23 protein-coding genes and 1 other annotated feature are annotated in these 25260 nt (G+C 36.1%); of the genes, 2 read left to right on the top strand and 21 right to left on the bottom strand.

Going from position 1 to position 25260, the window contains the following annotated elements; all coding sequences use genetic code 11:
• Positions 1 to 5: 5 nt before the first annotated feature.
• The 11 genes from A5880_RS00115 to A5880_RS00065 form a co-directional block, all read right to left on the bottom strand.
• The gene (locus A5880_RS00115) at positions 6 to 806 is read right to left on the bottom strand and encodes an SDR family NAD(P)-dependent oxidoreductase (RefSeq protein ID WP_086330056.1); all 801 of its coding nucleotides are present in this window, start codon (positions 804 to 806) and stop codon (positions 6 to 8) included.
• Positions 807 to 818: 12 nt separating this feature from the next.
• Positions 819 to 1751, bottom strand: coding sequence for a ribonuclease Z (rnz, locus tag A5880_RS00110; protein ID WP_086330055.1), 933 nt, complete (start codon positions 1749 to 1751; stop codon positions 819 to 821).
• A gap of 69 nt (positions 1752 to 1820) precedes the next feature.
• Positions 1821 to 3116 carry a sensor histidine kinase gene (locus A5880_RS00105; RefSeq protein ID WP_086330054.1) on the bottom strand — a complete coding sequence of 432 codons (1296 nt, stop codon included), beginning with the start codon at positions 3114 to 3116 and terminating at the stop codon, positions 1821 to 1823.
• Complete coding sequence (locus tag A5880_RS00100) at positions 3109 to 3801, bottom strand: response regulator transcription factor (protein WP_086330053.1); 693 nt, start codon at positions 3799 to 3801, stop codon at positions 3109 to 3111. Before A5880_RS00100 ends, A5880_RS00105 begins: the two co-directional genes overlap by 8 nt.
• Positions 3802 to 3966: 165 nt before the next feature.
• Complete coding sequence (locus A5880_RS00095; RefSeq protein ID WP_086330052.1) at positions 3967 to 4515, bottom strand: DUF1269 domain-containing protein; 549 nt, start codon at positions 4513 to 4515, stop codon at positions 3967 to 3969.
• A 69-nt stretch (positions 4516 to 4584) separates the two neighbouring features.
• Positions 4585 to 6432, bottom strand: coding sequence for a carbohydrate-binding domain-containing protein (locus A5880_RS00090; RefSeq protein ID WP_086330325.1), 1848 nt, complete (start codon positions 6430 to 6432; stop codon positions 4585 to 4587).
• Between the two features lie 15 nt (positions 6433 to 6447).
• On the bottom strand, positions 6448 to 7125 hold the full coding sequence (locus tag A5880_RS00085) for a DUF4956 domain-containing protein (protein WP_086330051.1): 678 nt from the start codon (positions 7123 to 7125) through the stop codon (positions 6448 to 6450).
• 138 nt (positions 7126 to 7263) lie between these two features.
• Entirely contained in the window at positions 7264 to 7989 is a 726-nt protein-coding gene (locus A5880_RS00080) for a polyphosphate polymerase domain-containing protein (protein ID WP_086330050.1), read from the bottom strand.
• Between the two features lie 115 nt (positions 7990 to 8104).
• The gene (gene ald, locus A5880_RS00075) at positions 8105 to 9217 is read right to left on the bottom strand and encodes an alanine dehydrogenase (RefSeq protein WP_086330049.1); all 1113 of its coding nucleotides are present in this window, start codon (positions 9215 to 9217) and stop codon (positions 8105 to 8107) included.
• Positions 9218 to 9240: 23 nt separating this feature from the next.
• Positions 9241 to 10512, bottom strand: coding sequence for a kynureninase (gene kynU, locus A5880_RS00070; RefSeq protein WP_086330048.1), 1272 nt, complete (start codon positions 10510 to 10512; stop codon positions 9241 to 9243).
• Between the two features lie 38 nt (positions 10513 to 10550).
• Positions 10551 to 11732 carry an MFS transporter gene (locus tag A5880_RS00065; protein WP_086330047.1) on the bottom strand — a complete coding sequence of 394 codons (1182 nt, stop codon included), beginning with the start codon at positions 11730 to 11732 and terminating at the stop codon, positions 10551 to 10553.
• 332 nt (positions 11733 to 12064) lie between these two features.
• Here A5880_RS00065 and A5880_RS00060 point away from each other — a divergent pair, with 332 nt between their 5' ends.
• Positions 12065 to 12496, top strand: a complete 432-nt coding sequence (locus tag A5880_RS00060; protein WP_086330046.1) for an Lrp/AsnC family transcriptional regulator — start codon at positions 12065 to 12067, stop codon at positions 12494 to 12496.
• A gap of 134 nt (positions 12497 to 12630) precedes the next feature.
• On the opposite strand, the gene obgE is transcribed toward A5880_RS00060, so the two are convergent.
• On the bottom strand, positions 12631 to 13944 hold the full coding sequence (obgE, locus tag A5880_RS00055; RefSeq protein ID WP_086330045.1) for a GTPase ObgE: 1314 nt from the start codon (positions 13942 to 13944) through the stop codon (positions 12631 to 12633).
• A 199-nt stretch (positions 13945 to 14143) separates the two neighbouring features.
• The gene (locus A5880_RS00050) at positions 14144 to 15136 is read right to left on the bottom strand and encodes a DUF4003 family protein (protein WP_086330044.1); all 993 of its coding nucleotides are present in this window, start codon (positions 15134 to 15136) and stop codon (positions 14144 to 14146) included.
• A 228-nt stretch (positions 15137 to 15364) separates the two neighbouring features.
• Between A5880_RS00050 and gap the strand changes: the two genes are divergently transcribed.
• The gene (gene gap / locus A5880_RS00045; protein WP_086330043.1) at positions 15365 to 16375 is read left to right on the top strand and encodes a type I glyceraldehyde-3-phosphate dehydrogenase; all 1011 of its coding nucleotides are present in this window, start codon (positions 15365 to 15367) and stop codon (positions 16373 to 16375) included.
• A 120-nt stretch (positions 16376 to 16495) separates the two neighbouring features.
• Here gap and A5880_RS00040 read toward each other — a convergent pair whose 3' ends face one another.
• The 8 genes from A5880_RS00040 to A5880_RS00005 form a co-directional block, all read right to left on the bottom strand.
• Complete coding sequence (locus A5880_RS00040) at positions 16496 to 17524, bottom strand: 3-deoxy-7-phosphoheptulonate synthase (protein ID WP_086330042.1); 1029 nt, start codon at positions 17522 to 17524, stop codon at positions 16496 to 16498.
• A 68-nt stretch (positions 17525 to 17592) separates the two neighbouring features.
• Positions 17593 to 17834 (bottom strand) — a binding site (T-box leader).
• 212 nt (positions 17835 to 18046) lie between these two features.
• The gene (gene fur / locus A5880_RS00035) at positions 18047 to 18514 is read right to left on the bottom strand and encodes a ferric iron uptake transcriptional regulator (RefSeq protein WP_086330041.1); all 468 of its coding nucleotides are present in this window, start codon (positions 18512 to 18514) and stop codon (positions 18047 to 18049) included.
• Between the two features lie 138 nt (positions 18515 to 18652).
• The gene (locus A5880_RS00030; protein ID WP_086330040.1) at positions 18653 to 19516 is read right to left on the bottom strand and encodes a CvfB family protein; all 864 of its coding nucleotides are present in this window, start codon (positions 19514 to 19516) and stop codon (positions 18653 to 18655) included.
• Positions 19517 to 19535: 19 nt separating this feature from the next.
• A complete protein-coding gene (locus tag A5880_RS00025) occupies positions 19536 to 19862 on the bottom strand; it encodes an AzlD domain-containing protein (RefSeq protein ID WP_086330039.1) in 327 nt (108 codons plus the stop codon).
• Positions 19855 to 20559, bottom strand: a complete 705-nt coding sequence (locus A5880_RS00020) for an AzlC family ABC transporter permease (protein ID WP_086330038.1) — start codon at positions 20557 to 20559, stop codon at positions 19855 to 19857. The genes A5880_RS00025 and A5880_RS00020 overlap by 8 nt, the downstream gene beginning before the upstream one ends.
• 230 nt (positions 20560 to 20789) lie before the next feature.
• Complete coding sequence (locus A5880_RS00015; RefSeq protein ID WP_086330037.1) at positions 20790 to 22721, bottom strand: cell division site-positioning protein MapZ family protein; 1932 nt, start codon at positions 22719 to 22721, stop codon at positions 20790 to 20792.
• A gap of 160 nt (positions 22722 to 22881) precedes the next feature.
• Positions 22882 to 23988, bottom strand: coding sequence for an RNA polymerase sigma factor RpoD (gene rpoD / locus A5880_RS00010; protein WP_025868903.1), 1107 nt, complete (start codon positions 23986 to 23988; stop codon positions 22882 to 22884).
• Positions 23989 to 24067: 79 nt separating this feature from the next.
• A partial coding sequence (locus A5880_RS00005) for a toprim domain-containing protein (protein WP_336576918.1) occupies positions 24068 to 25260 on the bottom strand: 1193 nt, incomplete at its 5' end.

Genomic DNA, 25260 nt, shown 5'->3' with positions numbered 1-25260 from the left:
CCTCCTTATTTTTTATTTAAGATTCCTCCAGCAATAAAATCACCCAGATGAGGGAAAAGTGTATATAAACGATACGCTCCCTCCATTATAGATGGACGATTGATTTCGCGTTTAAACGTCCCCATGCTGTTTACGACTTCTCTTGCTAATTTATTTGGTTCTAAAACAAACCTATCCACAGAAGCTAAATAATCGCCAGATGGATCAGCTTTATCAAAAAATTCGGTACGTATCGGCCCAGGATTTACCGTAGTGACAGAAATTCCTAGTGGTTTTAGTTCCAAGCGTAATGCATTTGAAAAACCTAACACAGCAAATTTTGTTGCAGAGTAGATTGTGGATTTAGCGGTAGCCATCTTTCCAGCCATTGACGCGATATTGATGATATGCCCCGTTCCTCTTTCGGCCATTTGAATGGCTGTTTTTTGTGTAAAAACCATCATTCCTAAAACGTTGACTTCAAACATATTTCTAGCAATCGAAAGGTCTGTATCCATGAAGTTTTCAAAAATACCGAATCCTGCGTTATTTACTAAAACATCAATCGGGCCAACTTCTGTTTGAATTTTTTCAAAAACCATTTCAATGTTTTCTGGATCAGCAATGTCCAACTGAAAAGAAAAGGCTGGTTTTCCACTTAACGCTTCACATGTTTCTTTCACTTTGCCGATCAAATTGATCCGTCTGGCACATATGACAACAATTGCCCCTTTTTTAGCGGCTTCATAGCAGATCTGCTCACCCAAACCTGCAGAACCTCCTGTAACTACTACAACTTTATCGGTCAACTCTTGACTTAAATGCATCCTAATTCCTCCTCACTCGTTTTCAAAAGGCACTTCTATAATATCCATATCTTTGACAATTTTAGTGTTTGGGAAGACTTCTTTTGCTTCATTTTCTAATTGGATAATATCTCCTGTTAGATAACGGGCACTGATATGAGTTAGTATCAGTTTTTTGACATGTGCTTCTTTTGCAACTTGTGCAGCATGATGGCTAGTCGAATGATAGTATGCTTTTGCCATTTTTTCTTCTTCTTTGTTAAAGGTACTTTCATGCACCAAAATATCTGCTTCTTTTGCTAGTAAAACACTATTTTTGGTCTTTCGAGTATCTCCTAAGATTGTTACAACTCTGCCAGCTTTTTTTTGACCGACAAACTCTTTTCCGTTAATTACTCGACCATCAGAAAGCTCAACTGTTTCACCACGTTTGATTTTTCCATAAATTGGTCCTGAAGGAATGTTAAGTGCAGCTAATTTGTCAACTTGTAATTCACCTTCGTGATCCGCTTCAACGATTCGATAACCAAAACTAGCAATTCCATGATCTAATGGTAAACAAGAAACCGTCGCTTGTTTATCAGAAAAAATAATTTCTTCTTTGCCAATCTCAATAAATTTCAACTCATAAGAAAGTCTTGTTTGAGAAACTTTTAAGGCCGTACGCACAAATTCAGCAATGCCTGGTGGCCCATATATTTCCAGCTTTTCATCTCCTCCTTGGAATGAACGACTGCTCAAAAGCCCTGGCAAGCCAAAAATATGGTCACCATGCAAATGGGTAATAAAAATTTTTTCGATTTTTCTCGGGCGGATGTTACTTTTTAAAATTTGTAATTGTGTTCCTTCGCCGCAGTCAAATAACCAGACGGCATTTCTTTCATCTAATAATTTTAAAGCAATGCTACTGACATTACGATGTTTTGCTGGAACTCCAGCTCCTGTACCTAAAAATTGTAATTCCATTGGCTACCCTAACTTTCTTTAAACTTCTCCTTTATTTTAGAAGAAAGTTGTTGCTTTAGCAAATAATATTTATTTTACAGGAAAACGTAGAATAACCGTTGTTCCTTTAGGTAGCGTATCAACCAATTTAATTTCCCCTTGATGCTCGTTTACAATCCATTTGGCAATCGCTAAGCCAATACCATAACCACCAGTTTTTCGATTTCTCGATTCTTCTCCGCGATAAAAACGTTCAAAAACAGCTGTTTTTTTCTCATCTGAAATACCAATACCGGTATCAATCACTTTTATTATCCATTCATTATTTTTCACGGTTGAAAAGACAGTTATTTTTTCTCCATCAGTCGTATATTTTAAAGCGTTGTCTAATAAAATAATCATTAATTGATGCAGACGTTTTTTATCAACTAACAATTGTTTCTCTACTCTTAAATCGATAATGAATTCTTTTCCTTCTGCTATCGCAAGTTCTTGATAGGGGAGTAATAAACTATTTAAAAAGACAGTTGTTTTTACAGGTTCTTTTTCTAAAACTAATGCATTAGAATCTGAACGAGCCAACAATAATAAATCACTTGTCAACTGACTTAAACGCTGTACCTCATCTAAGGACAAAGCAATCGTTTCGGACTCTTCTAAAATAGTATGATTTGGTTTGGTAAACAGTTGTTCTAGTTTTGCTTGTATGATTGTCAGTGGTGTTCTTAATTCATGGGAGGCATTTTCAACAAAGGCTTGCTGTTTTTCCCATGAAATCAAAATCGGTTTCATAACCCATTTTGAAAGAAAATAACTTAGAGCGATGGATAAAAGACTAAAAATAATCATGCAAACAATCAGAATTTGCTTTACTTTAGCCACCGTTCCTTTGATTGGATCCGTATTTACTAATAATTGGACATACGCAATTTTATTGTTGTTTTTGATAGATAATGTAATTGACCTAAATTGCAACGAACGATCATTACTGTCTTTTGTTTGGATACTGATAATTTTATCCGTTTCTTTAGTCGACAGAGTCAAATGTTGAAAATCGTACAAACGTGACCCCAGCTCTTCTTCATTCATAATCTTTCCATCGGCAGACCATAAAATCACTTGCTGCTGAAAATTATTTGGCGGTGGGCTATCAAATTTGCCAAACTTCGGTGTTTGTTTATTCACTTCGTCATTTTTTTCTATCTGATGCTGTATAAATTTTTCATCTTTTGATAAGCGCTTTAAATCATGATCTACAGATTGATAAATCGAATGTTGTAATAATTGAAAAACAATTAGACCTAAAATTAAAAAAATACTGGCAAAAGAAATCAAATTCATCAGAAAATAATTGATTCTCTGTTTTTTATTTAGCTTGTTATTCATGTTCTAAGTCCTCTAGCGTCTCAAATAAATAACCAACATTTCTTAAGGTTTTGATCCAGCGGTCAAGCTCGTATGGTTTTAAATTTTTTCTTAAATTGCTCATATAGACTTCCACTACAGTCAACGTAGTATCTGATTGAAATCCCCAGATACGGTCAAACACTTGATCTTTGGTGATAATACGCCCTTTATTTTGCATAAGATAATGCAACAAATCAAATTCTTTTCCTTGGAGGATGATTTCATTTTTTTGGTAATAGACTTGTCTGCTGTCTAGATCTAAACATAACTCTTTAATCATTAATTCATTTTTCTCTATCATTCCTAAAGAGCGTCTGACAAGTGCTTGAACACGGAGTAGCAGTTCTTCCCGATGAAAAGGTTTTGTTAAGTAATCATCTCCACCATTTTTAAATCCATTGATTTTATCTTCCAAGCCATCTTTTGCTGTTACTATCAAAACAGGTGTATAAATTTTTTCTTTTCTTAGCTTGCTTAATACTTTTTCGCCAGAAAGTCTTGGCAACATTAAATCTAAAACAATCAAATCATATATTCCCCGTTCTCCTTCATAGACTGCTTCTTCTCCATCATAAACTTGAGTAACTTTTCCAACCTCTGATAAAATAGCTAAGATACTGTCAGATAACACTTCATCATCTTCTACTAAAAGGATTTTCAACATTTTTATCACCGTTCTTTCGTTGCATAACCTTTATTTTTTAACTAAATAAAGAAAACAGAAGTTGCTCCAAGGTGTTTTACGGAGCGATACTTCTGTTTCAAACATATGCTTTTCTATTGTTTGAAATAATTTTAACGAAAATCAATGCTCAGATGCTTTCCTGGATTATTGATTTTTATTTTGCCAAGATTTTTCCGCAGTATCTTTTGTTTCTTGTTCGACTTGTTTAGCATTTGAGATTTCTTGTTCGACATCTTCAAAATCCAAGCGAATAATTTCTCCACCTAACTCGTTCATAACTAATTGGTTTAATGGACGATTATCCTCTTCTTCAGCAATCAAAAGCAAACCTGTTTCGCCTTCACCAATTTGTTTGGTCACATGTTCAAAAACAGTTTGAGCTCCTTGGATTTCTTTGGCATCTTGAGAAGCACCTAATAAACTTCCGGCAAACCAACCTAAAAGAATACCTAAAGGTCCTCCCAAAATTCCGATCAACATTCCAATCATGCTGTTGGTTGATGTATGGTTGTTTCCAGTAAAATCAATGAAATCATCAATTTTAAATTGGTGGATACCATCGTTGACATGGGTAACAACAGCCATTTGTTCCCCTTTGACTTTTTTTTCAACATATAATTTCTTGATTTCTGAAAATGCTTGGTATGCTTGGCTCTCGACTTCGAAATGCATAATAATTACTCTTTTGGACATATTTCCACCTCGTTCTACTTAATACCCTTATTCTATCAATAAACGAATGACTTAAGCAATAAAAATCAACTATCTTGGCGGTTGGTCACCTGGTCTGTCTCCCATCTGGCTTTGACGAACAACAGAACCTGTTTGGTCAACGGCTGTTATGGTATTCTCAATTGAAAAGGTGGCAATTTCTGTCCCGTTAGAATAGCTGCCATTAGTGTATAAGCCATATTTCTCTGTCCCGGAGTCTTGACCACCAGTTGAGAAGGTGACTGTTTCACCGACTTTTAAATTAGCTGAACTAAGGGTGATATGGGAGAAGTCTTTTTTAGGTGCTACTGAAACGATGGTATCACCTGCAGTATTTTTTACATTAATCAAGGTTCCAGCTTTTTGGGTCTCGTTAAAATAAAGACTTAAAGTCGCCTGGGAAGAACCCTCACTAGCGCTCATTGCCATGCCGGAACTACCGCTAGAGACAACGGTACCGCCATCAAGCGTAAAGGTACCATCATAATCTAAGGCAGCGTTGCCGTTATCTGTTGGCCCATTGACAACCAATGTTCCAGCTTTTATTCGCACATCACCATTACTATCAATACCATCTCCATCTGCGTTAACATAGATCGTTCCACCATTTATTTCTATAAATTTAGAACTGTCCCCACCTCCACCAGGCGCTCCGAAAGAATCTGGACCAAAATTACCTGATTCTTCGCTTTGGTCTGAACCTCCAGCAGCATTGATACCGTCATCTGATGCTATAACAGAAATATTCCCCTCGTTAATCGTAACAGTTGCTCCTTCTAATCCTTCATATGATTTTGTTACAGATATTGTTCCGTTGTTAATCACCAAATCGGTATTCGCATGAACACCATCATCACCACTAGCTAATGAAAATGTTCCATTATTGATTGTAACCGCCTCGTTGGAATGAATACTATCATCTGCTGTATCCAATTCATAGCTTCCATCATCTATCACAATAGTCCCAGAAGCTTTCAATCCTTTATAACTTACAGTAGCATCAATTGTATTGTCGTCACTGCCATTTCCTGTTTTAATCTTCATGTTTGCTGCGGCAATTGATAAGTTTGTTTCAGCTTGAATGCCATCATTTCCAGATTGAATGGTAAAATCTCCGCCATCGATCGCAATCCATCCTTTGTCTGCTTCTGTTTTGTTATTAGCTTGAATGCCATCGCCTTCCGTTGTTTTCAGTTGAAAGGTTCCTGCCGCAATCGAAATCGAATCTTTTCCCTTTAGTGCATTATTTTTAGCTGTCACATCGATAGTTCCATTCGTTATCACTAGATTATCTTTACTACGAATACCATTGTTATAATTTCCTTTAACCTCTAGCGTGCCTTTTCCGTTAATAATCAAATCCTCTTTGCTGAAAAATGCTGCATCAGGTTCAGTTTCATCAGTTGAGGCAAAAACATACTCTGTTCCATCTGAAAGATTATTTTTAGATTCAGCTGCTAATGTTGTAATCACTCTTTTGGCTTGTTCCACATACACAGCAGATGATGAATTGTTGCTTATTGACGCATTATCCAATACTAAATGCACCTTCTCATTTCCTGCATTAATATTGATTTGTCCATTATACGAACCACTTAAAATATACGTTCCAGCCGATGTAATTGAAATCCTCTTATCTTTTTCCGATGCGCCAGTACCTTCTATTTTGCTACCTGAATCGTTCAACTCGATTTTTGTAGCTGTTGCTTCATCATACGTTTCATCAAAATCTTCATCGGTATAATCACCATACGTAGTTGCTTCAGGCGTTTTCGCTTCATTGCCAGCAACCGCATTATTTGTATGTTTTGAAGTAGCTGTAGTCTGCATTTTTCCTTTTGAACAGCCTGTAATCAGGAGTAGTAAGAGTGTCAATGTAACAAAGTTAAATTTCTTCATTTTCATTTATCTCACCTACAATTCTTCTCTATTTGTAGAAACTTTTCCAGAAACAATTGTTAAATTTCCATTTCTGACCCGCAGAGCATCCATTAAATCTTTTTCGTCTTTCCTATTTTTTAACAATACGCGATACCGTAATTCATAAAGACTTCCCATATTCGTCGTCTTAACTGAATCTAAGTTGGCTGAATATGTATAGTGTTGAAAAAGATCATCAAATAAATCCGGGTAATCTAAATCTTCTGGAATCGTGATTTTGATTTCTCTTTCGGTTGCTTTTTGTTTTTCTCCAAAATGAATCGTATTTAACAATAATAAAAAGAGTGTAATGCCTAAAGAGTAGATAACCACATAGCCAACATACCCCATCCCAGTTGCAAGTCCAATCCCCATCGACCAAAAAATACTAGTAATTTCTCTAGCACCGCCCGCTACAGAGCGAAACCGAATCAAGCTAAACGCACCAAGAACCGCAACACCTGTTCCTAAATTTCCATTGACTAACATAATGACTAACTGAACCAACAGCGGTAGCACAGCTAGAGTAATAACAAAGTTTTTGCTGTATACATTGCGATACATATGAACACAAGAAACCAATAGACCTAAAACAATCGATGAAGCAATACAAATCAAAAGCTGTTTAAATGATAATGACACTGAACTTTCTACTAATAAACTTGACAACATAACTAAAATCCTCCTTGTTTTTTAAAGCTTGACAGAATCGTCTAGCCTCGAATCAAAACTGGTCAGTCCAAAATGTGGCCCATCTTTGCCCCAATCAGACGTTCTCTTTTTCCGAGAAACTAGACGACAGTAGCATATTTACGATGACCTGGCCCTTAACATTGGATATAAATAACGCTGATAGGTTTGCGCATATTTAGAAAAGGATGTTGGGAAAATTTTTAATTCCGTTAAAATTTCTGAAAACCATAGTGGGTACGCCCCCAATGCTTTTACCTCCATCAAAACATCAATTTCCGGAGCAACTCGCTCTCCTTTATCATCCAACCTGTAGGGAAATTGAGCTTTTCGATAACGAATATTAAAATCAAATGTCACACGAAAATCACTGTTTTGCGAATCAAAAAGGGCTCGTCGATCATAGGCAATCATCACTTTGGGTTCTAATTTTTTTCTTGCCAATAACCAATCAATTTCCTGTTTAATTTGTTGGTCTTTAGTTGCCTCAAGAATAACTGAATGAGGATGTTGAATGTATGTTTGAGCTAATTGATAGTTTAGAGCTACTCTTCGTTTGTAAACAACACCGTTCACCTTTTTTTTGATCTCTAAAAAAACCTCTGAATCCTCATTTGGCAAACCATAACTTCTGATGCGAAACTTTTCTTTATATGCAGGTTTTGAGATGGAATGACGGATCATTTCGTCATTTTTTGTATCAAAATAAACAGAAATAATCGTATGTAAGCCATATTCGTCCTCTTGCATATGGGGGACTAGTTTTTTTCTTAACTTTTGATAACTTTCCATTGTCAATGCATATTTTTTCTCTCTTCTTTGGAAACTATTTTTTAATTTAACCATTCGATTGCCTCCTTTGACTGAGTTCAGTATACAAAGAGAAACATAAATGAAGCTTAAAATAAAAAAACACTTGATCTTTTAAGTGTTTTAAGACTTAAAAATCAAGTGTTGTTATTTATTTCATCAATTCTAAAACTGGAGTGTACTCTTTGTTTTGGTCTTTTGCCACAGCTTCCATGGTTAAATGTTTTTGATAGGTGTTGATTCCTGTTGCTACTGTTTCACTCTCTTTAGCAGCTTTAACAATCCCTTTATTAGCAATGGTTACAGCATAAGGTATCGTTGCATTTGTCAACGCAAATGTCGAGGTTCTTGGAACTGCTCCTGGCATATTGGCTACAGCGTAATGAACTACACCGTGTTTGATATATGTGGGATTATCATGCGTTGTAATCTGATCCGTCGTTTCAAAAATCCCCCCTTGATCAATCGCTATATCAACGATCACTGCGCCTGGTTTCATCTGTTTGACCATAGCTTCTGTCACTAATTTAGGTGCTTTTGCCCCTGGAATCAGTACGGCACCAATCACAACATCAGCTTCTTTCACTTTGCTTTCAATATGATATTCATTAGAAATCAACGTCTGTACGTTATTTCCAAAAAGATCATCTAATTCAGCTAATCGTTGAGGATTGACATCTAAAATCGTCACTTTCGCTCCCAATCCAATAGCAATTTTCGCAGCATTTGTTCCAGCTACACCGCCACCTATAATAACAACTTTGCCCCGTTCTACCCCTGGAACACCGAAGAGTAAAATTCCTTCGCCACCCTTAGGTTTTTCTAAAAATTGAGCACCTACTTGCACAGACATTCTACCAGCTACTTCACTCATCGGTGTTAACAATGGTAGCGTATGATTTAAACTCATTGTTTCATAGGCGACAGCTGTCACATTATTTTCTAACAATGAATTGGTTAATTCAGGTTCAGGTGCTAAATGCAAGTATGTGAATAAAATCAACCCATCATGAAAATAGTGGAACTCTTCTTTTAACGGCTCTTTGACTTTTATAACCATATCAGACTTCCAGACTTTCGCAGCACTTGTTTCGATCTCAGCACCAACATCTTCAAATTCCTTGTTTGTAAAACCAGAACCTAGACCCGCATTTGATTCAATGACAACTTGATGACCATTTTTAATCAAGTTAACCACACCAGCTGGAGTGATTGCAATTCTATTTTCATTATTTTTGATTTCTTTTGGAATACCTATACGCATCATTTTCACCTCACTGTTTTATTTTATACTACTAATGTCCGTTCATTACTAAAGGCTTCATATTTTTTGTTCACGACAATATCTTCTAGTGTCTCAACTAATGTATACACTTCTTCATACGTATTATATAACGCAATTGGCGCCAAACGAATTACGTTGGGTTCTCTAAAATCAGGGATAATATTTGCTTCTTTTAACGCTTTGCAAATTCTGTAAGATTCGTCATGTTCTAAGCAGACATGACCACCACGCTTGCTATCTTCTCGAGGATTGCCAACACTATACCCATATTTGGCCAACTTCTCATCAATTAAATACATTAAATAAGCTGTAATCTGTAATGATTTCTCACGAATTGGTTCCATACCAACCTCATTAAAAATAGTCAATGTCCCTTCCAAAGGCGCCATTGCCAAGAAGCTTGGTGAACCAATTTGCCAACCACTAGCATCTTGTTGATGTTCAAATTGGTGTTTCAATTCAAATTGTGTGTCATCTTTATTACCCCACCATCCTGCTAAGCCTGGCGTTTCAGCAAAATGTCTTCGATTCATGTATAAACCAGCGATGGATCCTGGTCCTGCTGATAAATATTTATACGTGCACCACACTGCAAAATCAGGTTGAATGTCTTTAAAATCCATTGGAACTGCCCCAATAGCATGACATAAGTCCCAACCAATCAAGATTTCACGCTGATGTGCTGCTTCAGTTATACGTTTCATATCTAATACTTGAGAACTCCGGTATAACACTGTTGGCAATAAAATCAATGCTACGTCATCTGTCATCGCCTCAATCACTGCCTCTTCATCAATCAGACGTCCATCGCTACTTTCCACTACTTTCACTGCGTCAACCGGATCGTAGCCACGTAATTGAACTTGACTGTCAATTGCATAACGATCTGTGGGAAAATTTAAATCGTCCACTAAAATTTTGTATCGATCTTGTGTGGGTTTATAAAGTGTGCTCACGCATTGGTGAATATTCGTTGTCGTACTTCCTGTAATCACTATTTCATCTGGATAAGCATTGATTAGTGGTGCAGATAATTCACCTAATTTACCAGCATAATGAAATAGCCCGTCCCATAGTTTTATACCTTCTTTTTTCCAAACATCCATCATATGAAGTAACGCTTTTTCAGCGTCTTTAGAAGCTAGTCCTAATGAGTTACCATCCATATAGATTTCTCCTGGTTGCACGTAAAATCGATCCCTTACATTTTTAAGCGGATCCTTATTGTCCATTTCTTTTGCAAATGTTCGATCTGTCTGAAATACTCTTGTCATTCGTTGTCACCTTCCTAATTTTATTTAAACGTTTGTACTTATGCTATTTTTTTATTCACTTTAACAAAGCCGAAAATGGCAAAAACAGCTGCCAATCCAACGCCACTAAGTAAATAAATGGCTGTCAACCAAGAATGATTATATTCACTTACCTTAGTCACTAAAGGTGTTCCTATGAATATGCCAATATAGTAAAATAAATTGATAAATGAAATACTTGCTCCGATCAAGCGCTCTTGTTTAACACTATTCGGCGCTAAAATCATTACACAAGAAGAAGATAAACTAGCACCAGCTGAAAGGGCAAAAAGTTGTGCAATAAAGGTGAAACTGCTTGATAAGTACCCCATCCAAAAGGTCGCTACTAGCATCAATAAAAACGAAAACAAAATAATGACTTGCCCTTTTTTCGTCTTATCAATTAAATATCCTGCTAAAGCTCCAAATGGAATGCCGAATAAGCCAAAATAACCTGTGTAACGATTAGCCAATGTTTCAGATAATCCATAAAGCTGTTCATAAATCAGCGGGTACAAATTAATAAAAGTAAATAACACGAACGCCATACATCCTTGAGCGAAAGCCAACAACCAAATTGACTTATTTGCCATAGCATTTTTTATAGAGCCTTTCCCTTCTTTGGGCTGTTCGCTCATTTGGCTAGTCGGTTCATCTAGAAATAATAGATACAAGGCTAAAAATAAAACAGAAAATCCTGCAATAATTACCCATAAAGAACGAAGACCATATTGTTGTGATAATGGCTTAAATAGATTCATTGCTAACATTGAACCCAAAGCGGAAAAAGTCCCCCATAGTCCTGTAGCAATCCCACTTCCAACATCTTTAAACCAAAAATTAATCAGTACAATTCCTACCATGATAATCATCGAAAAAGAAATCCCTTCAACTGCCCTTGAGATCAACAACAACCAAAAGCTGTTTGAAAAAGCCCCCAAAACGTTGCCAATTGCTAAACACGCCATTAACGCAACCAACAATTTTTTTGGCCCAAATTTTGTAACTAAAGCCCCGCCAGGAATTGCTAAAAAAATACCGGAAACAGTAAAAATAGACATCAACCATGAAACCAAAGAAAGACTCATACCTAACTCTTGGGCCAATTCATTTTGGATTGGCACCAATTTCAATTGACTTAATGAAACAATGACTCCGCCAAAATACAGTAACAAAAACTTTACCCATCTGTTTCTTGCCATAAAGAACGCTCCTTTTTGGTTTGTCTTTTGCAGTAGGAAACAACACCTTTACTAGTAAATGGATTATATCGTCTTAAGATAATTTAATCATAACTAATTTTACTATTTCTTGTATATAAAAATATGAACCAAATGCAAGCGTTATCTTTTCGAATTAGTAAATGTATGCCAATTATTTTTACAATATGAAAAAAAAGTGGATAATCCCATATTCTATGTTAACAGCAAATAAAAAAAGCAGATAAATCTAAATATATATGGTAAATGAAAATAAATTCTACTATAATTGGTATGACAATCCATTTTGAATGAAAAATAAAGGAGGTAGACCATTGGATAAAACAGATCGTAAACTTTTAAAAATTTTACATGAAGATTCACGGATATCGATTGTTGAATTATCTAAAAAAGTTAATTTAAGTCGCCCGAGCGTAAAAGAAAGAATTAATAAACTGATAGAGACTGGTATCATTACAAATTTTACCATTCAAGTATCACTGGAACACCTTAATCATGCTATCACTTTTTTCACTGAATTGAGCCAAGTAACACTTCCTGTTGAAAAAACATTAAATTTATTAAAAAATAGCCCTAATGTAAATGAAGTTCACATTGTGAGTGGAGACGTGAATTATTTAGTCAAAGCAACTGTAAATAACACAACTGAAATGAAAAACCTCTTGGCACAATGGATGCATTTTGCACAGGTTAAAAGTTCAATTGTTCTAGAGACCCCAATTGAAAACCAACTCAACTTGGAATAGTGATAACTGAACATTAGCAATTTCCTCTAATTACCTCCATAACTTTCTTCATACCCCTTTTTGTGAAACAAATCACTAACGTAAATAAAAAAAGAGCCAATTACTTATCAGCTCTTCTCTCATTGATTTTTTTATTACTCTACAAATTCAAATTCGTATTCAGAAATTCGAACAATATCGCCATCTTTTGCTCCACGAGCGCGCAATGCTTCATCAACGCCCATTCCTCTTAATTGACGTGCAAATCGCATAACACTTTCATCATGTTCAAAATTTGTCATTTGGAACAATCGCTCTAATGTTTCGCCAGATAATACCCATGTTGCATCTGGGTCACGGTCAATCGAAAATTCCGGTCCGTCTGGTTGGAATCCATAATGAACCGTATCTTCCACAATTTCTTCTTCATACAGTGGAAACTCCGGTGTTACATCCAATAAATCAGCAGTTGCATTCAGTAAGGGCTCAATTCCTTTACGTGACACACCTGATACTGGGAAAATCGGTAACGCATCCGCATATTCATCTGTTTGTTCTTTTTCAATTTGCTCTTTGAATTTTTTTAAATTCTCTTCAGATTCCGGCATATCCATTTTGTTTGCTACAATTATTTGTGGACGCTCCATCAATCGTAAGTTATGTGTTTCTAATTCTTTGTTGATCGCTAAATAATCTTCATAGGGATCGCGACCTTCCATCCCACTCATATCGATTACATGCAAAATAACTCTTGTACGTTCAATATGGCGTAAAAACTGTGTCCCTAATCCAACACCTTGAGAGGCGCCTTCAATCAAACCTGGTAAGTCAGCAGCCGCAAAGCTACGTCCATCACTCGTTGAGACCATTCCAAGATTTGGCACTAATGTTGTAAAATGATACGCTCCAATTTTAGGTCTAGCCGATGAAATAACAGATAATAAAGTTGATTTCCCAACAGAAGGGAAGCCTACTAATCCAACATCTGCTAATACTTTAAGTTCTAATTCGATTTTTCTTTCTTGACCTGGTTCACCATTTTCAGCAATTTCCGGCGCAGGGTTTTTAGCTGATGCAAAACGGATATTGCCTCGTCCCCCTCGGCCACCTTTAGCAACTGTTAATGTTTGACCGTGTTCAATCAAATCGCCAATTAGCACACCTGTGTCTGCATCACGTACAGTTGTGCCTGGTGGAACTTTAACAAATGTATCTTCTGAGCCCCGTCCGTGCATTCCTTTACTCATTCCATTTTCGCCTGGTTGAGCCTTAAAATGACGATTAAAACGAAAATCCATCAGCGTACGTAATCCTTCTTCTACAATAAGAATCACATCGCCTCCGCGACCTCCATCACCTCCGGCAGGACCGCCGTCAGGTACATATTTCTCTCTACGAAAGGCAACCATTCCATCTCCGCCTTTACCGGCTTTGACATCGATTGTTACCTGATCTAAAAACATGGACATATTTTGTCCTCCTATCTCAAAGAAAATACGGAAAGTATTTCTATACTACCAGTAAAATACTTTATTTCAGCACTTCTTTTAGTTTCCCTTTTTTACAAATTTAGTTATTCGTTTCGCTACACTTTTCGATAACATATTCTGTTTAAAAGCCTTTCTTATTGTAAAGGTTAAACCTGAATTTGTCTAGCCAAATTCGTTTTTATGAACTAGAATTAGCAGCACTTGCAGCTATGGCAATCGCAGCTGTCGCCGCTGCGGCTTCTTGCGCCATCATCATAGTAATTGTTAATGCGGATATATTTAAGCTGTTATCATTCAATAAATGGTTCATTTCTTCTTGCGTCAACAATCCTAAAGCTAATGAATAGCGAAAATCTTTATAAAAACGCAAATTCGTTTTTTTCTTAAGAAGTTCTAGATATTCTTCTAATGCTGTCAAATCAATTTTTTTCCGGGTAGCTATGAATGCAATTGTTACCAAACTAGTATAACATTCTGTTTTAGCTCGCAGCCCCATTTGTTTTAATTCTACCAGCAAGTGTTCTAGACATGCAATCAATTCATGAGAAAAAGAACCTGTTAGCATCGCTGCTGTCGCCGCTGCAAATTGAAGTTGATTTGACTTATAAAATCCTTGCTTGTTTAAAGACTGATAATATTCTTCCACTAAATCCCCGACCTGCTCGCTCGTTAATGATTCTAAATTCTTCTGTTGAGCTAGTGCAATGGCCATCGTTCCATCTTCAGCCCCAGTAAGGAAATAATGGTGCCCCTTTAATTCTTCAAAAATACTATGGCCTTTACGAATAATAAATTCTTTTTCAGCCGCTTCTGTGAATTGAAGCAAATAGGCTGAAAAATAAGAATAGGAAGATAACTGAAAGCCACCATCACGTAACCGTTGATAATCGTTGAGTAGCATCTGGATATTTCCCTCGTTTGACTGACCATTAGCTAACAACATTCCTAATAAAAAACCTCTAACTGGCTGTCCCAATACATTAAAAACATTTAATTCTTCTTTTAGCACTGCCTCTAAACGCTGATAATCATTATCTGAGAATTGGTGCTCCTTAGCAACAAATGATCGGGCAATAGTATACGCAACTCTTTTATCAAACCATTTCCCTCTGCCGTCTTTTATGGCTTCATAATTTATTTGAAGAAAATCAACAACTTGGTTTCTATTCATTTTTTCCAACTCCCTTTTTCATTGTAAAAAACAAGATTTTTGACAAAAGTCTAAAAAGCGTTCATGCTACCAGTATAGCTGATATAATCGTATTTTTAAATATATGATTATAAAAGCTGGCTATTTTAAATGTATTGAGCGCGATGAACTTGTCTGTTGATCGTAAGTTTGTAACAAATCAAACAAGTTTGTGCATTTGTTCTAAATTATCAAAGGAGGAAATTGAGTATGACAGTAAAAGTAGGAATTAATGGATTTGGACGAATTGGTCGCCTTGCATTCCGCCGTATCAAAGAAGTTTCCGATGATATTGAAGTTGTAGCAATCAATGATTTGACAAGCCCAACGATGTTAGCCCAATTATTACAATTTGACTCAACGCATGGAACATATCCTGGAAAAGTGACTGCAACCGAAAATTCAATTGTCGTTGACGGTGAGGAAACTAAGGTTTATGCGGAAGCTGACGCCAGTAAACTTAACTGGGTAGCAGAAAATGGTGTCGATATTGTTTTAGAATGTACTGGTTTTTATACGTCAAAAGAAAAAGCACAAGCTCATATAAATGCAGGTGCAAAACGGGTCGTTATCTCAGCGCCAGCTGGTGATATGAAAACTATTGTTTATAATGTGAATGATGATACCTTGACCCCGGATGATAAAATTATTTCAGCAGGTTCATGCACAACAAATTGCTTAGCCCCAATGGCTTACTTTTTAAACAATGAATTTGGGATTGAAGTTGGCACAATGACTACTGTCCACGCATATACTTCTACTCAAATGTTATTAGATGGCCCTGTAAAAGGCGGTAATTTACGTGCAGCTCGATCTGCTGCTGACAACACGATTCCTCATTCAACTGGTGCTGCCAAGGCAATTGGCTTAGTTATTCCAGAATTAAACGGAAAATTGCAAGGCCACGCACAACGTGTTCCCGTTGTTGACGGCTCATTGACAGAATTAGTGACTATTTTAAAAACCAAAGTGACTGCTGATCAAGTAAATGAAGCCATCAAGAAACATACGATTAATAATCCATCATTTGGTTATGACGACCGTGAAATCGTATCTAGCGATGTCATTGGAACAACGGAAGGTTCCATTTTTGATCCTACCCAAACAGAAGTAACCACTTCTGGAGAGTTTCAATTAGTGAAAACCGTTGCTTGGTATGACAATGAATATGGGTTTACTTGCCAAATGATTCGTTTATTAGAAAAATTTGCTAATTTATAAAAAGTGGCTAATAGATCTTTTAAAAGAGTATGAAGCAAAAGCGATTTTTACTTTTGCTTCATACTCTAACTTTAAATAAAAGCTTCTATCTAACCACTTTTTGCTATAACAAAACAATAGTTAAGAATTTTCAGCAATATAATTTACTAATTCCTCAGTCTCTTTCCAGCCTAGACATGGATCAGTAATAGACTGACCAAAAACTTTACCATCTGCTTCTTGTCGACCACTTTCAATGAAGCTTTCAATCATGAATCCGCGAACCCATCTGTTCATATCCTCATTCCAAGAACGATTAATCAACGTTTCTTTGACAATTCGAATCTGCTCCTTATATTGTTTTCCTGAGTTATCATGATTTGTATCAATCATAATAAATGGATTTTTGTAGTTACCAGCTTTATAAAAATTGACGACTTTCAACAAACTTTCATAATGATAATTGGGAATGTTTTCACCATATTCATTTAACCCGCCACGTAATACCACATGTGCTAAGGGGTTAGAACTTGATTCTACTTCCAGCCCATTGAAAATAAATTCTTGTTTTTGTTGCGCTGCATATAAAGAATGAAATAATACGTTTAAATTTCCACTAGTAGGATTTTTCATTCCTGTTGGCTGGTCGATTCCACTAGCAACAAAACGGTGTTGTTGATCTTCTACAGAACGTGCACCTACAGCAATATAACTCACTAAATCTTGAACAAACTCTAAATTTTCAGGATAAAGCATTTCATCTGCTGTCGTTAAGCCGGTTTCACTTATCACACGATTATGCAAGCTACGAACTGCAGCAATCCCTTGAATTAGGTCACTTTCTCCTTCTGGGTTTTGTTGGTGCAATAGCCCTTTATAGCCATCTCCATTGGTTCTGGGTTTATTTGTATAAACACGTGGTACCATAAAAATTTTATCCTGAACTTTTTCTTGCAGCTTAGCTAAGCGCGTCACATACTCCATTACAGCTTCTTCGTTATGTGCGGAACATGGCCCAATCACTAAAAGAATTTTTTCGCTCTTTCCTTCAATGATCCTCTTTAATTCTTGATCACGAACTGATTTTCGCTGTTCTTGTGCCGGGGTTAATTTAGATAGTGACTTCACTTGCTCAACATTGATTGGTTGACTTAATGCTTTAAAACTCATACGATAACTTCCCTTCATTTTCTTTTATTCAAACAATAAATAAAAAAAGCCTCGTCCTTCTCATTTCTGAAAAGGACGAGACCGAACGATCCGTGTTACCACCTTTGTTTACAATCAGCTTACACTCATTGACTTATCAGGTACAAAATTATACCTTTGTACTATAACGGGTACACTAACCGGCACAGCCTACTTTATTCGGTGTGAAGTTCAAAGAGGAATTCAAATAACATAGGTTTATGCGCCTCTCAACAACCGGCAACTTTCTGTTCACCTGAATTATTCTACTAGTTCTTATCAAAACTTTTATTGTTTATTGAAGTCATTGTAAGAGATTCTTGATGAGAAGTCAATCACTTTCATTAGAACGAAAAACAAAGATTTCAAAACAGAGACCTTTACCATCAGTAAAATAAAACACAATGACTTTTACTTCCACCATTTTTCCATGGATAACATTCAAAACAGAACTTAGTTTTAGCTTTGTTTTGAGTTGTATTGATTCATTGATCAATGAATCAATTAGTCAGTTGGCTGATTTTTCTTTTTTTGTTGGCACTCTTCGCAGATACCATGAAAGGTCAATCGATGGTCTTTTACCATAAAATGATATCTTTGTTCGATCACTTGTTCCACTTCGCCTAACAAATCTTCTTCCACTTCTTCGATATTCCCACATTCCAAACATAAAAGATGATGATGGAAATGCTTTGCTCCTTCTTTTCGTAAGTCATAACGAGCCAATCCGTCATTAAAACTTACCTTGTCTACGACTTTCAAGTCCGTTAAAATTTCTAATGTGCGATAAACCGTTGCTAAACCGATCTCCGGGCTCTTTTGTTTCACTAAAAAATAAATTTCTTCTGCCGAAAGATGGTCCTTCTCATTTTCTAGTAATACCAAAACTGTTGCTTCTCTTTGAGGCGTCAGCTTGAAACCAGATTCATGCAATTGTTGTTTCGTCTTCTTTAAAGCAGCAGTTGAATCCATATTGTAGCCCCTTATTTATAATTATTTTAATCTGTAACTTAAATCCCTACTTTTTAATTATAATAAGTATAAAATAACTCGAATATATTTGCAAGTGATTCTCAATTAGAAAAGAAAAACAATTTATTCTCAGCCTTTTTAATCTTGTTTTTCTTTTAAAATCGTATAACCTGCTTCTTGGCTAATCTTCCCTTGCTTCAATAAATTGCCCATTGCCCGTTTGAACTGGGCTTTACTGATACCAAAAGTTTGTTTGATGTCTTCTGGATTTGATTTATCTGTAAAAGGAATTTTATGGTCCGCTGCACGTTCTAGGAAAGTCAGTATCATCGCTGCATCATCACTTATCACTTCGTATCCACGCGGTTTTAGCGATAGATTTAATACGCCGTCTGGTCGAACCCCAATGACTCTTCCTTCTACTTTTTCCCCTAAACGAGGCTCTTGATAGCGCTCTGAAGGATGGATAAAGCCTATATAAAAATCCTCTGTTAATATAAAGGTTCCTGCTAATTTTAAGCGATACACAATCCCTTTGATGTTCTGGTTTTTTAGCTCTTCGTTTCCTTGTTTTGCCATAGCCTTAAAGATTTTTTCATCAGCTAACTCGCCCCAAATACGTTCTTTATTGTCCACTTTTAAAGAAACCATCAATTGATCCCCTTTTTTTGGCCATAACTCACGCATCACAGGAAGCTCGTCTAAGGAAACAACTACATCTTTATCTTTTAACCCAATATCCACAAAGGCACCTAAATCGCGTCTAGTACCTGTAACCGTTCCAAAAGCAAATTGCCCTATTCGAGCAGTTGGGATATTAGTTGTCATCTCAGGTTCTTGTTTTTGGTTCATATAACCAAAGCCTTCTACGGCTTCACCAATTTCATGGGAACCTTCTTCTTTAGCCAATCGTAAGGTAATCCCGTTTTTTTGTAAAAAGTAATATTTTTCATTTTCATCGATAACTAGTGCAGTAAATACTTGTGCTAATAGTTCGTTCATAATTTTCTCCTTCTGGCATTTAGCCTAAAAAAATGCGTAATAGTGCAACTGTAAGGACTCCTGCCAAAACAGTTTTCATTAAATCTTTTGTACGTATAGCCACAAATAAAGTAGGCACGCAGCTTAAGGCTTCAATTGTTTTGAGTTTAGGAAAACCGATTGTCTGAATTTCTAAAATACTCTGAAATAATAATGCCGTCAAGATACAAATTGGGATATAGGATAAAAAGCGCAAAAACCATTCTGGAAAATCAACCCGTCTTGAAATCACAAACGGAAATATTCTTGGAATCCATGTAGCAATAGAACAACCTAAAATCGTTAATAAAACGTAATTGCTACTCATGATGATTCACCATCCCAACCGTACATCCTAAAAGCGTTGAAAATAAAACAGACAGCTCTGCCGAAAAAAAGCCCATAAATAAGTATAAAGAAAAACAAACAGTTCCCAGTACAATCAATGTTTCTTTTGTTCGTTTTTTCATCGGACCATCTACTTGTAATATAAACAACCCAGCAAACATAGCTACCAAAGCAAAATCTAGTCCAAATACGTATGGATCTGGAATCCAAGTTCCTAATAACCCTCCAAGAATCGTTGAGGCTATCCATGCTAGATAAGCAGTGATATTTAACCCATGCATCCATGCCGAACTCACTCGATGATTATTTGCTACAGCAGTCATCAATACGCCATACGATTCATCTGTTAAAAGTGTTCCAATTCCGATATTTGTCACTAACGGTTCTTCTTTAAAATAAGGAGCGACTGACATGCTCATCAAAAAATGCCGTAAATTAACTAAAAAGGTAGTAAATATAATAGCAGAAATTGGTGAATAAATGGCCAACATGCCACAAATAATAAATTGTGCCCCTCCAGCATAAACCAGTATTGACATCAACGCAATTTCTACTATAGACAGCCCTACATTTTTCCCGACGACTCCTGCTGCGATACCAATACCTAAATAACCTAAAATTGTTGGAATACATGCGTTTATGCCTTCTTTAAACGTCACATAATTTTTATTCTCCATATCATTCTCCTTTGATTCAAAGGCCGGGATAGTGTTCAACCTTGATTAGTATAGATGGAAAACGTGATTGGGACATAACTCGTTGAGTCATATCCCAATCACATGAAATCCGAATCAATGGCAGAATCAATAGTAACTCCTATACAATACAGCTAGTGACTCATTGGATTGTTTTTTTGGAATTAACGTTTTTTGTTCCAACCTCATTTTTTAATTTTTAAAAATGAATATTATCGTCCCGCGTTTCTTGAAGCATTTCCTTTGAACCAGCCTGTTTTTGCATTAATGGTGACAAGATATTGATTATCTGCCCCGTAAAGGTTGTAATAACCTTCACCGTTAATAATTCTAGCTGGATATAACGTGTATGCTCCTTCTCTGATATACCCACGCTGGATACTTATGTTAATTACTTTTTCTTTGATACCAGGAGCCCAAATCCAAGCAGGATTGTTTGTATCTGCTACATCGTTTTCATTTACAGTATAAACTGGGTCAGTATAAACCCCATTCGCATTTGGTCCTGAGAAGCCATTTGGATCAGGTTGTTGCCCATTCACAGGTGTCTGGGTGGTACTCCCTTGGTAATCAGAAGAACCTGTATTTTGATTATTCTGTGCGGTTTGTTGTTCTGTGTATGCTTGCTGCTGCGCTTGTGCCTCTTTTAGTAGTTTGTCTGCATTCACTAAAATATCACTTAATGGTTTACGCAAGGTTTCGCTTTTGACTTTGTCTACTTCTGTCTTAGCAGTTGTATATGTTTCATTCGTCAAAGCCTCAGTAAATTCATTATTTTTATAAAAAACATCAACAGCAGTTTTTGCTTTTTGCAATTGGTCGTATTGATCTGTTGCTTGAGTCGTCGCTTGGTTAAGTAATTTATCTAAGCCATCTTTTTCTTCACGTTTTCCTAGCTCGATCTTTTTATCCGCTTTAATTACTGCATCATTTAATTTATTTCCTGCAATAATTGGTTGAGCAAACAATTCATTTACTTTTGTAATCGCTGCTTGCTTTTCATTAATTTTATTATATACAGCTTCTAGTTTTTTATAATCAGACTCATTTTTCAGTGTATCTAAATTTTCTTTGATTGTTTTCGTGCTAACATTTGTCATTTCTGGCTTAATGAATACTTGGCTTTTATCTGTAAAATAACTTTCTAATTCTTTTTCTGTTTGGCTTATCAATTTTTCCTGTTTTTGTGAAACTTGTGTTTCTACTGTGGATTTTTTTTGCATTTGATTGTAGACAAACCATGTGCCTCCTGCAAGTACAACTACAGCAGCTAATATAATTGACATTTTTTTATAATTTTTTGGCTGAGGTGAATACTGCGTTTTCGTTTCTGATTTAAATAGATCTACTTTGGAGCTTTCTGGTTTATTGAAATGATCTTTCGAAGGTTTTACTTCTTCTGTGTCTTTAAAGAAAATAGGCGCTGCATCCATTTCAATCTCTTCTGGTTTTTTACTTTTTGATGGAATCTCAACTTTTTCTTCTGGTAAAGATTTGGGTCCAATTGGTTGAGCGGTCTCGATTTTTTCTTCTGGCTTATTGAATTTAGTAATTTCTTTATTCATTGATTCTTTTGCAGGTGTTTCAAGTTCTTCGTTTTCAGAAGTTTTGTCGTCATCATATTCATTTGATGGGATTTCATTTTGTTCTGCATCTTCTGTATCTAAAGGACTCTCTGAAATAAGCTCTTCTTTATTTGGTTGTTCATCCAGTGATTCTTCTTCTGTTGCGCTTTTTTCCTCTTCAGTCAGCTCGTTTTTGTGTTCATTGATATATTGATTTAACATGTCTGATTCTATTTCTTGGTTAATCAAATTATCAGATGCTTTTTCATCTTTATTTTCTATTATTGGTTCATTTTTTGGGGTTGGTTCGATTTTTTCTTCTGAACTTGTTGTTTTTTCTTCTGATTTTTGTTCGTTAAACATTGTCATTACATGACCTATGCTCATATCTTTAAACTCTGACCATTCAATATTTTCATTTTGATCTTTATTCAAAAAGTTAGATGTCTGTTCTTTTGGTTCACTTGATTGTTCATTTTTTTTAGAGGTACTTGATTCTTTGAGAGAAGAACCGCATTTTTTACATACTTCTTCTTGGTTGTTTATTTCATTTCCGCAATTCGGACATTGTTTCGTCATTCATTCCGCCTCACATTCTACTCATTCAATTAAATCTAATCTACCATAAAATCGTGTTTCTTCCAATATGTACTCTGTGACTTTTTTATTACGATTGTTTAAAAACAGCCCTTTCCGAAAAAAATCGAAAAGAGCTGTTCAAATTTTAACGAAAAACTTCTTATTCTAGAAAATCTTTTAATTGTTTAGAACGAGAAGGATGGCGTAATTTACGTAATGCTTTTGCTTCGATTTGACGAATCCGTTCACGTGTTACTCCGAAGACTTTTCCTACTTCTTCTAAAGTGCGTGTACGTCCATCATCTAAACCAAAACGTAACCGTAAAACATTTTCCTCACGATCTGTCAGCGTGTCTAAAACATCTTCCAGTTGCTCTTTTAACAACTCATACGCTGCATGTTCAGCCGGACTTGTCGCATCTTGGTCTTCAATGAAATCTCCAAGATGTGAATCATCTTCTTCACCAATTGGTGTTTCTAAAGAAACTGGCTCTTGAGCAATTTTTAAGATTTCACGGACTTTTTCAGTGGGCAGATCCATTTCAGCACCAATTTCTTCTGGCGTTGGTTCCCGCCCTAAATCTTGTAGTAATTGACGTTGGATTCGAATCAATTTATTAATTGTCTCTACCATATGAACAGGAATTCGAATGGTTCTTGCTTGGTCAGCAATTGCACGGGTGATTGCTTGACGAATCCACCAAGTCGCATAGGTAGAAAATTTAAATCCTTTTCGGTAATCAAATTTCTCAACAGCTTTCATTAGACCCATATTTCCTTCTTGGATCAAATCAAGAAACTGCATACCACGTCCGACATACCGTTTCGCAATCGAAACAACTAAACGCAAGTTAGCTTCTGCTAAACGTTGTTTTGCTTCTTGATCGCCTTCTTCAATTTTTAATGCAAGTTCAACTTCTTCAGCTGCCGTTAACAATTGAACACGTCCGATTTCTTTTAAATACATACGAACAGGATCATTAATTTTAACACCAGTCGGGGCAGATAAATCTTCCATTTGGGCTTTTTCAGCAACTTTTGCGTCTTTTTTAAGACTATGTTCACTTGGATCACCATTTTCATCAACGACGCTGATTCCAGCATCTTCAACTTTTTGGATCAACTTTTCCATTTCATCCGCATTTAATGTAAATGGCGTTGCTAATTTGTTTGTTAAATCATCATAAAGAACATTCCCTTTCGGTTTGCTCTCTTTGATAAAGGCTGCCAATGCAGCTGCATATTTTTTTTCTGTTTCTTTTTCCATGAAAGAAGGCCCCCTTCATTTTTCCATTTGGCTAAAAATATATAAATAATAGTCAAATACGTTGTCAAAGAATTTCTGCTTAGGACACTGTACGACTTTTTTGCAATTGTTTTACTAAGCTGATGAGTTCAATTGATAATTCATCAACTAATTGTTTATTACCAAAACGTTCGGCTTCTTTTTTTTGCACTTGTTTCTCAGAAATTTCCTCTTCCAAGCTTGAATTTTGGATAACCCTTAAAACATCAGCCATTTCTCGGTCAGAACTTTCTTCTGAAATCGTCTGATAGCTAATCTCGATAGCTAATTTTTTAATTGTCTCTTCTTTTAAATAATCCAAAAAATCAGCTAAAAGAAAGTCATCATGTACACTCAAGTAGCTATCTAACAACAAATAAAGTTCTTGATACTGGTCATGAGCAAAACTAAAATCAGCGAGTTGAAAGAGTTGATTTCTAACACTTTGTTCATTCATCAAACGATATAACAATGTACGTTCAGCTTTTTCGACTTGAGTTAATGGCCGCTTATTTTGAACGGCTGGAGCAGGATTTTCTTCGAACATTTCCGGTGGCAGCTGCAACTCGTCTATCTCATACTCAAATTCTTGAGGAGGAGGAGCCACTTGTTGCTGTCTTTCTCTTCGTTTGGTTGATCGTTGTTGTGTTTCCAACTGTTTAAGCTGTTCTTCCAACGAATGAAAGGACAATTGAAACTCTTGCGCTAGTTGATTCAAATAACGATCTCGCTCTAAAGGAGACTGTACTAAAATCAATTCTTTTAGCAAATCATTGACATAGTCCAGCTGTTCTTTCTCATTGTTCATGTTTCTAGTCAAGCGATGATATTGCATCTTAAAGCTAAAAACCGTTTCCCGACCATGAAGTGCCAACTCTCGAAAAGAATCGTTGCCATATTTTCTTAAATACTCATCTGGATCTAATTTTTCAGGAATACTAACAATACTTAATTGAAAGCGGCTATGCTCACTTAGTAATGAAATAGCTCGATTGGTTGCCTCTACACCGGCAGCGTCACCATCATAACAAACCACAAGTTCTTTCGCTACTCTTTCCAACTTACGAATCTGCTCATTAGTCAGACTCGTCCCCATTGAAGCCACACCACTTGTGATACCAGCTTGCCAAGCTGCGATCACGTCCATAAACCCTTCAAATAAAAACACCGTATCTTCTTTACGAATTTCTTTACGCGCTTTATCAAAGTTAAATAGTGTCTCTCTCTTATTAAATAACGACGTTTCTGGGCTAT

The sequence above is a fragment of the Enterococcus sp. 4G2_DIV0659 genome, assembly GCF_002140715.2.
Classification (GTDB): domain Bacteria; phylum Bacillota; class Bacilli; order Lactobacillales; family Enterococcaceae; genus Enterococcus_L; species Enterococcus_L mansonii.
This window is presented reverse-complemented; position numbering and strand designations above follow the sequence as displayed.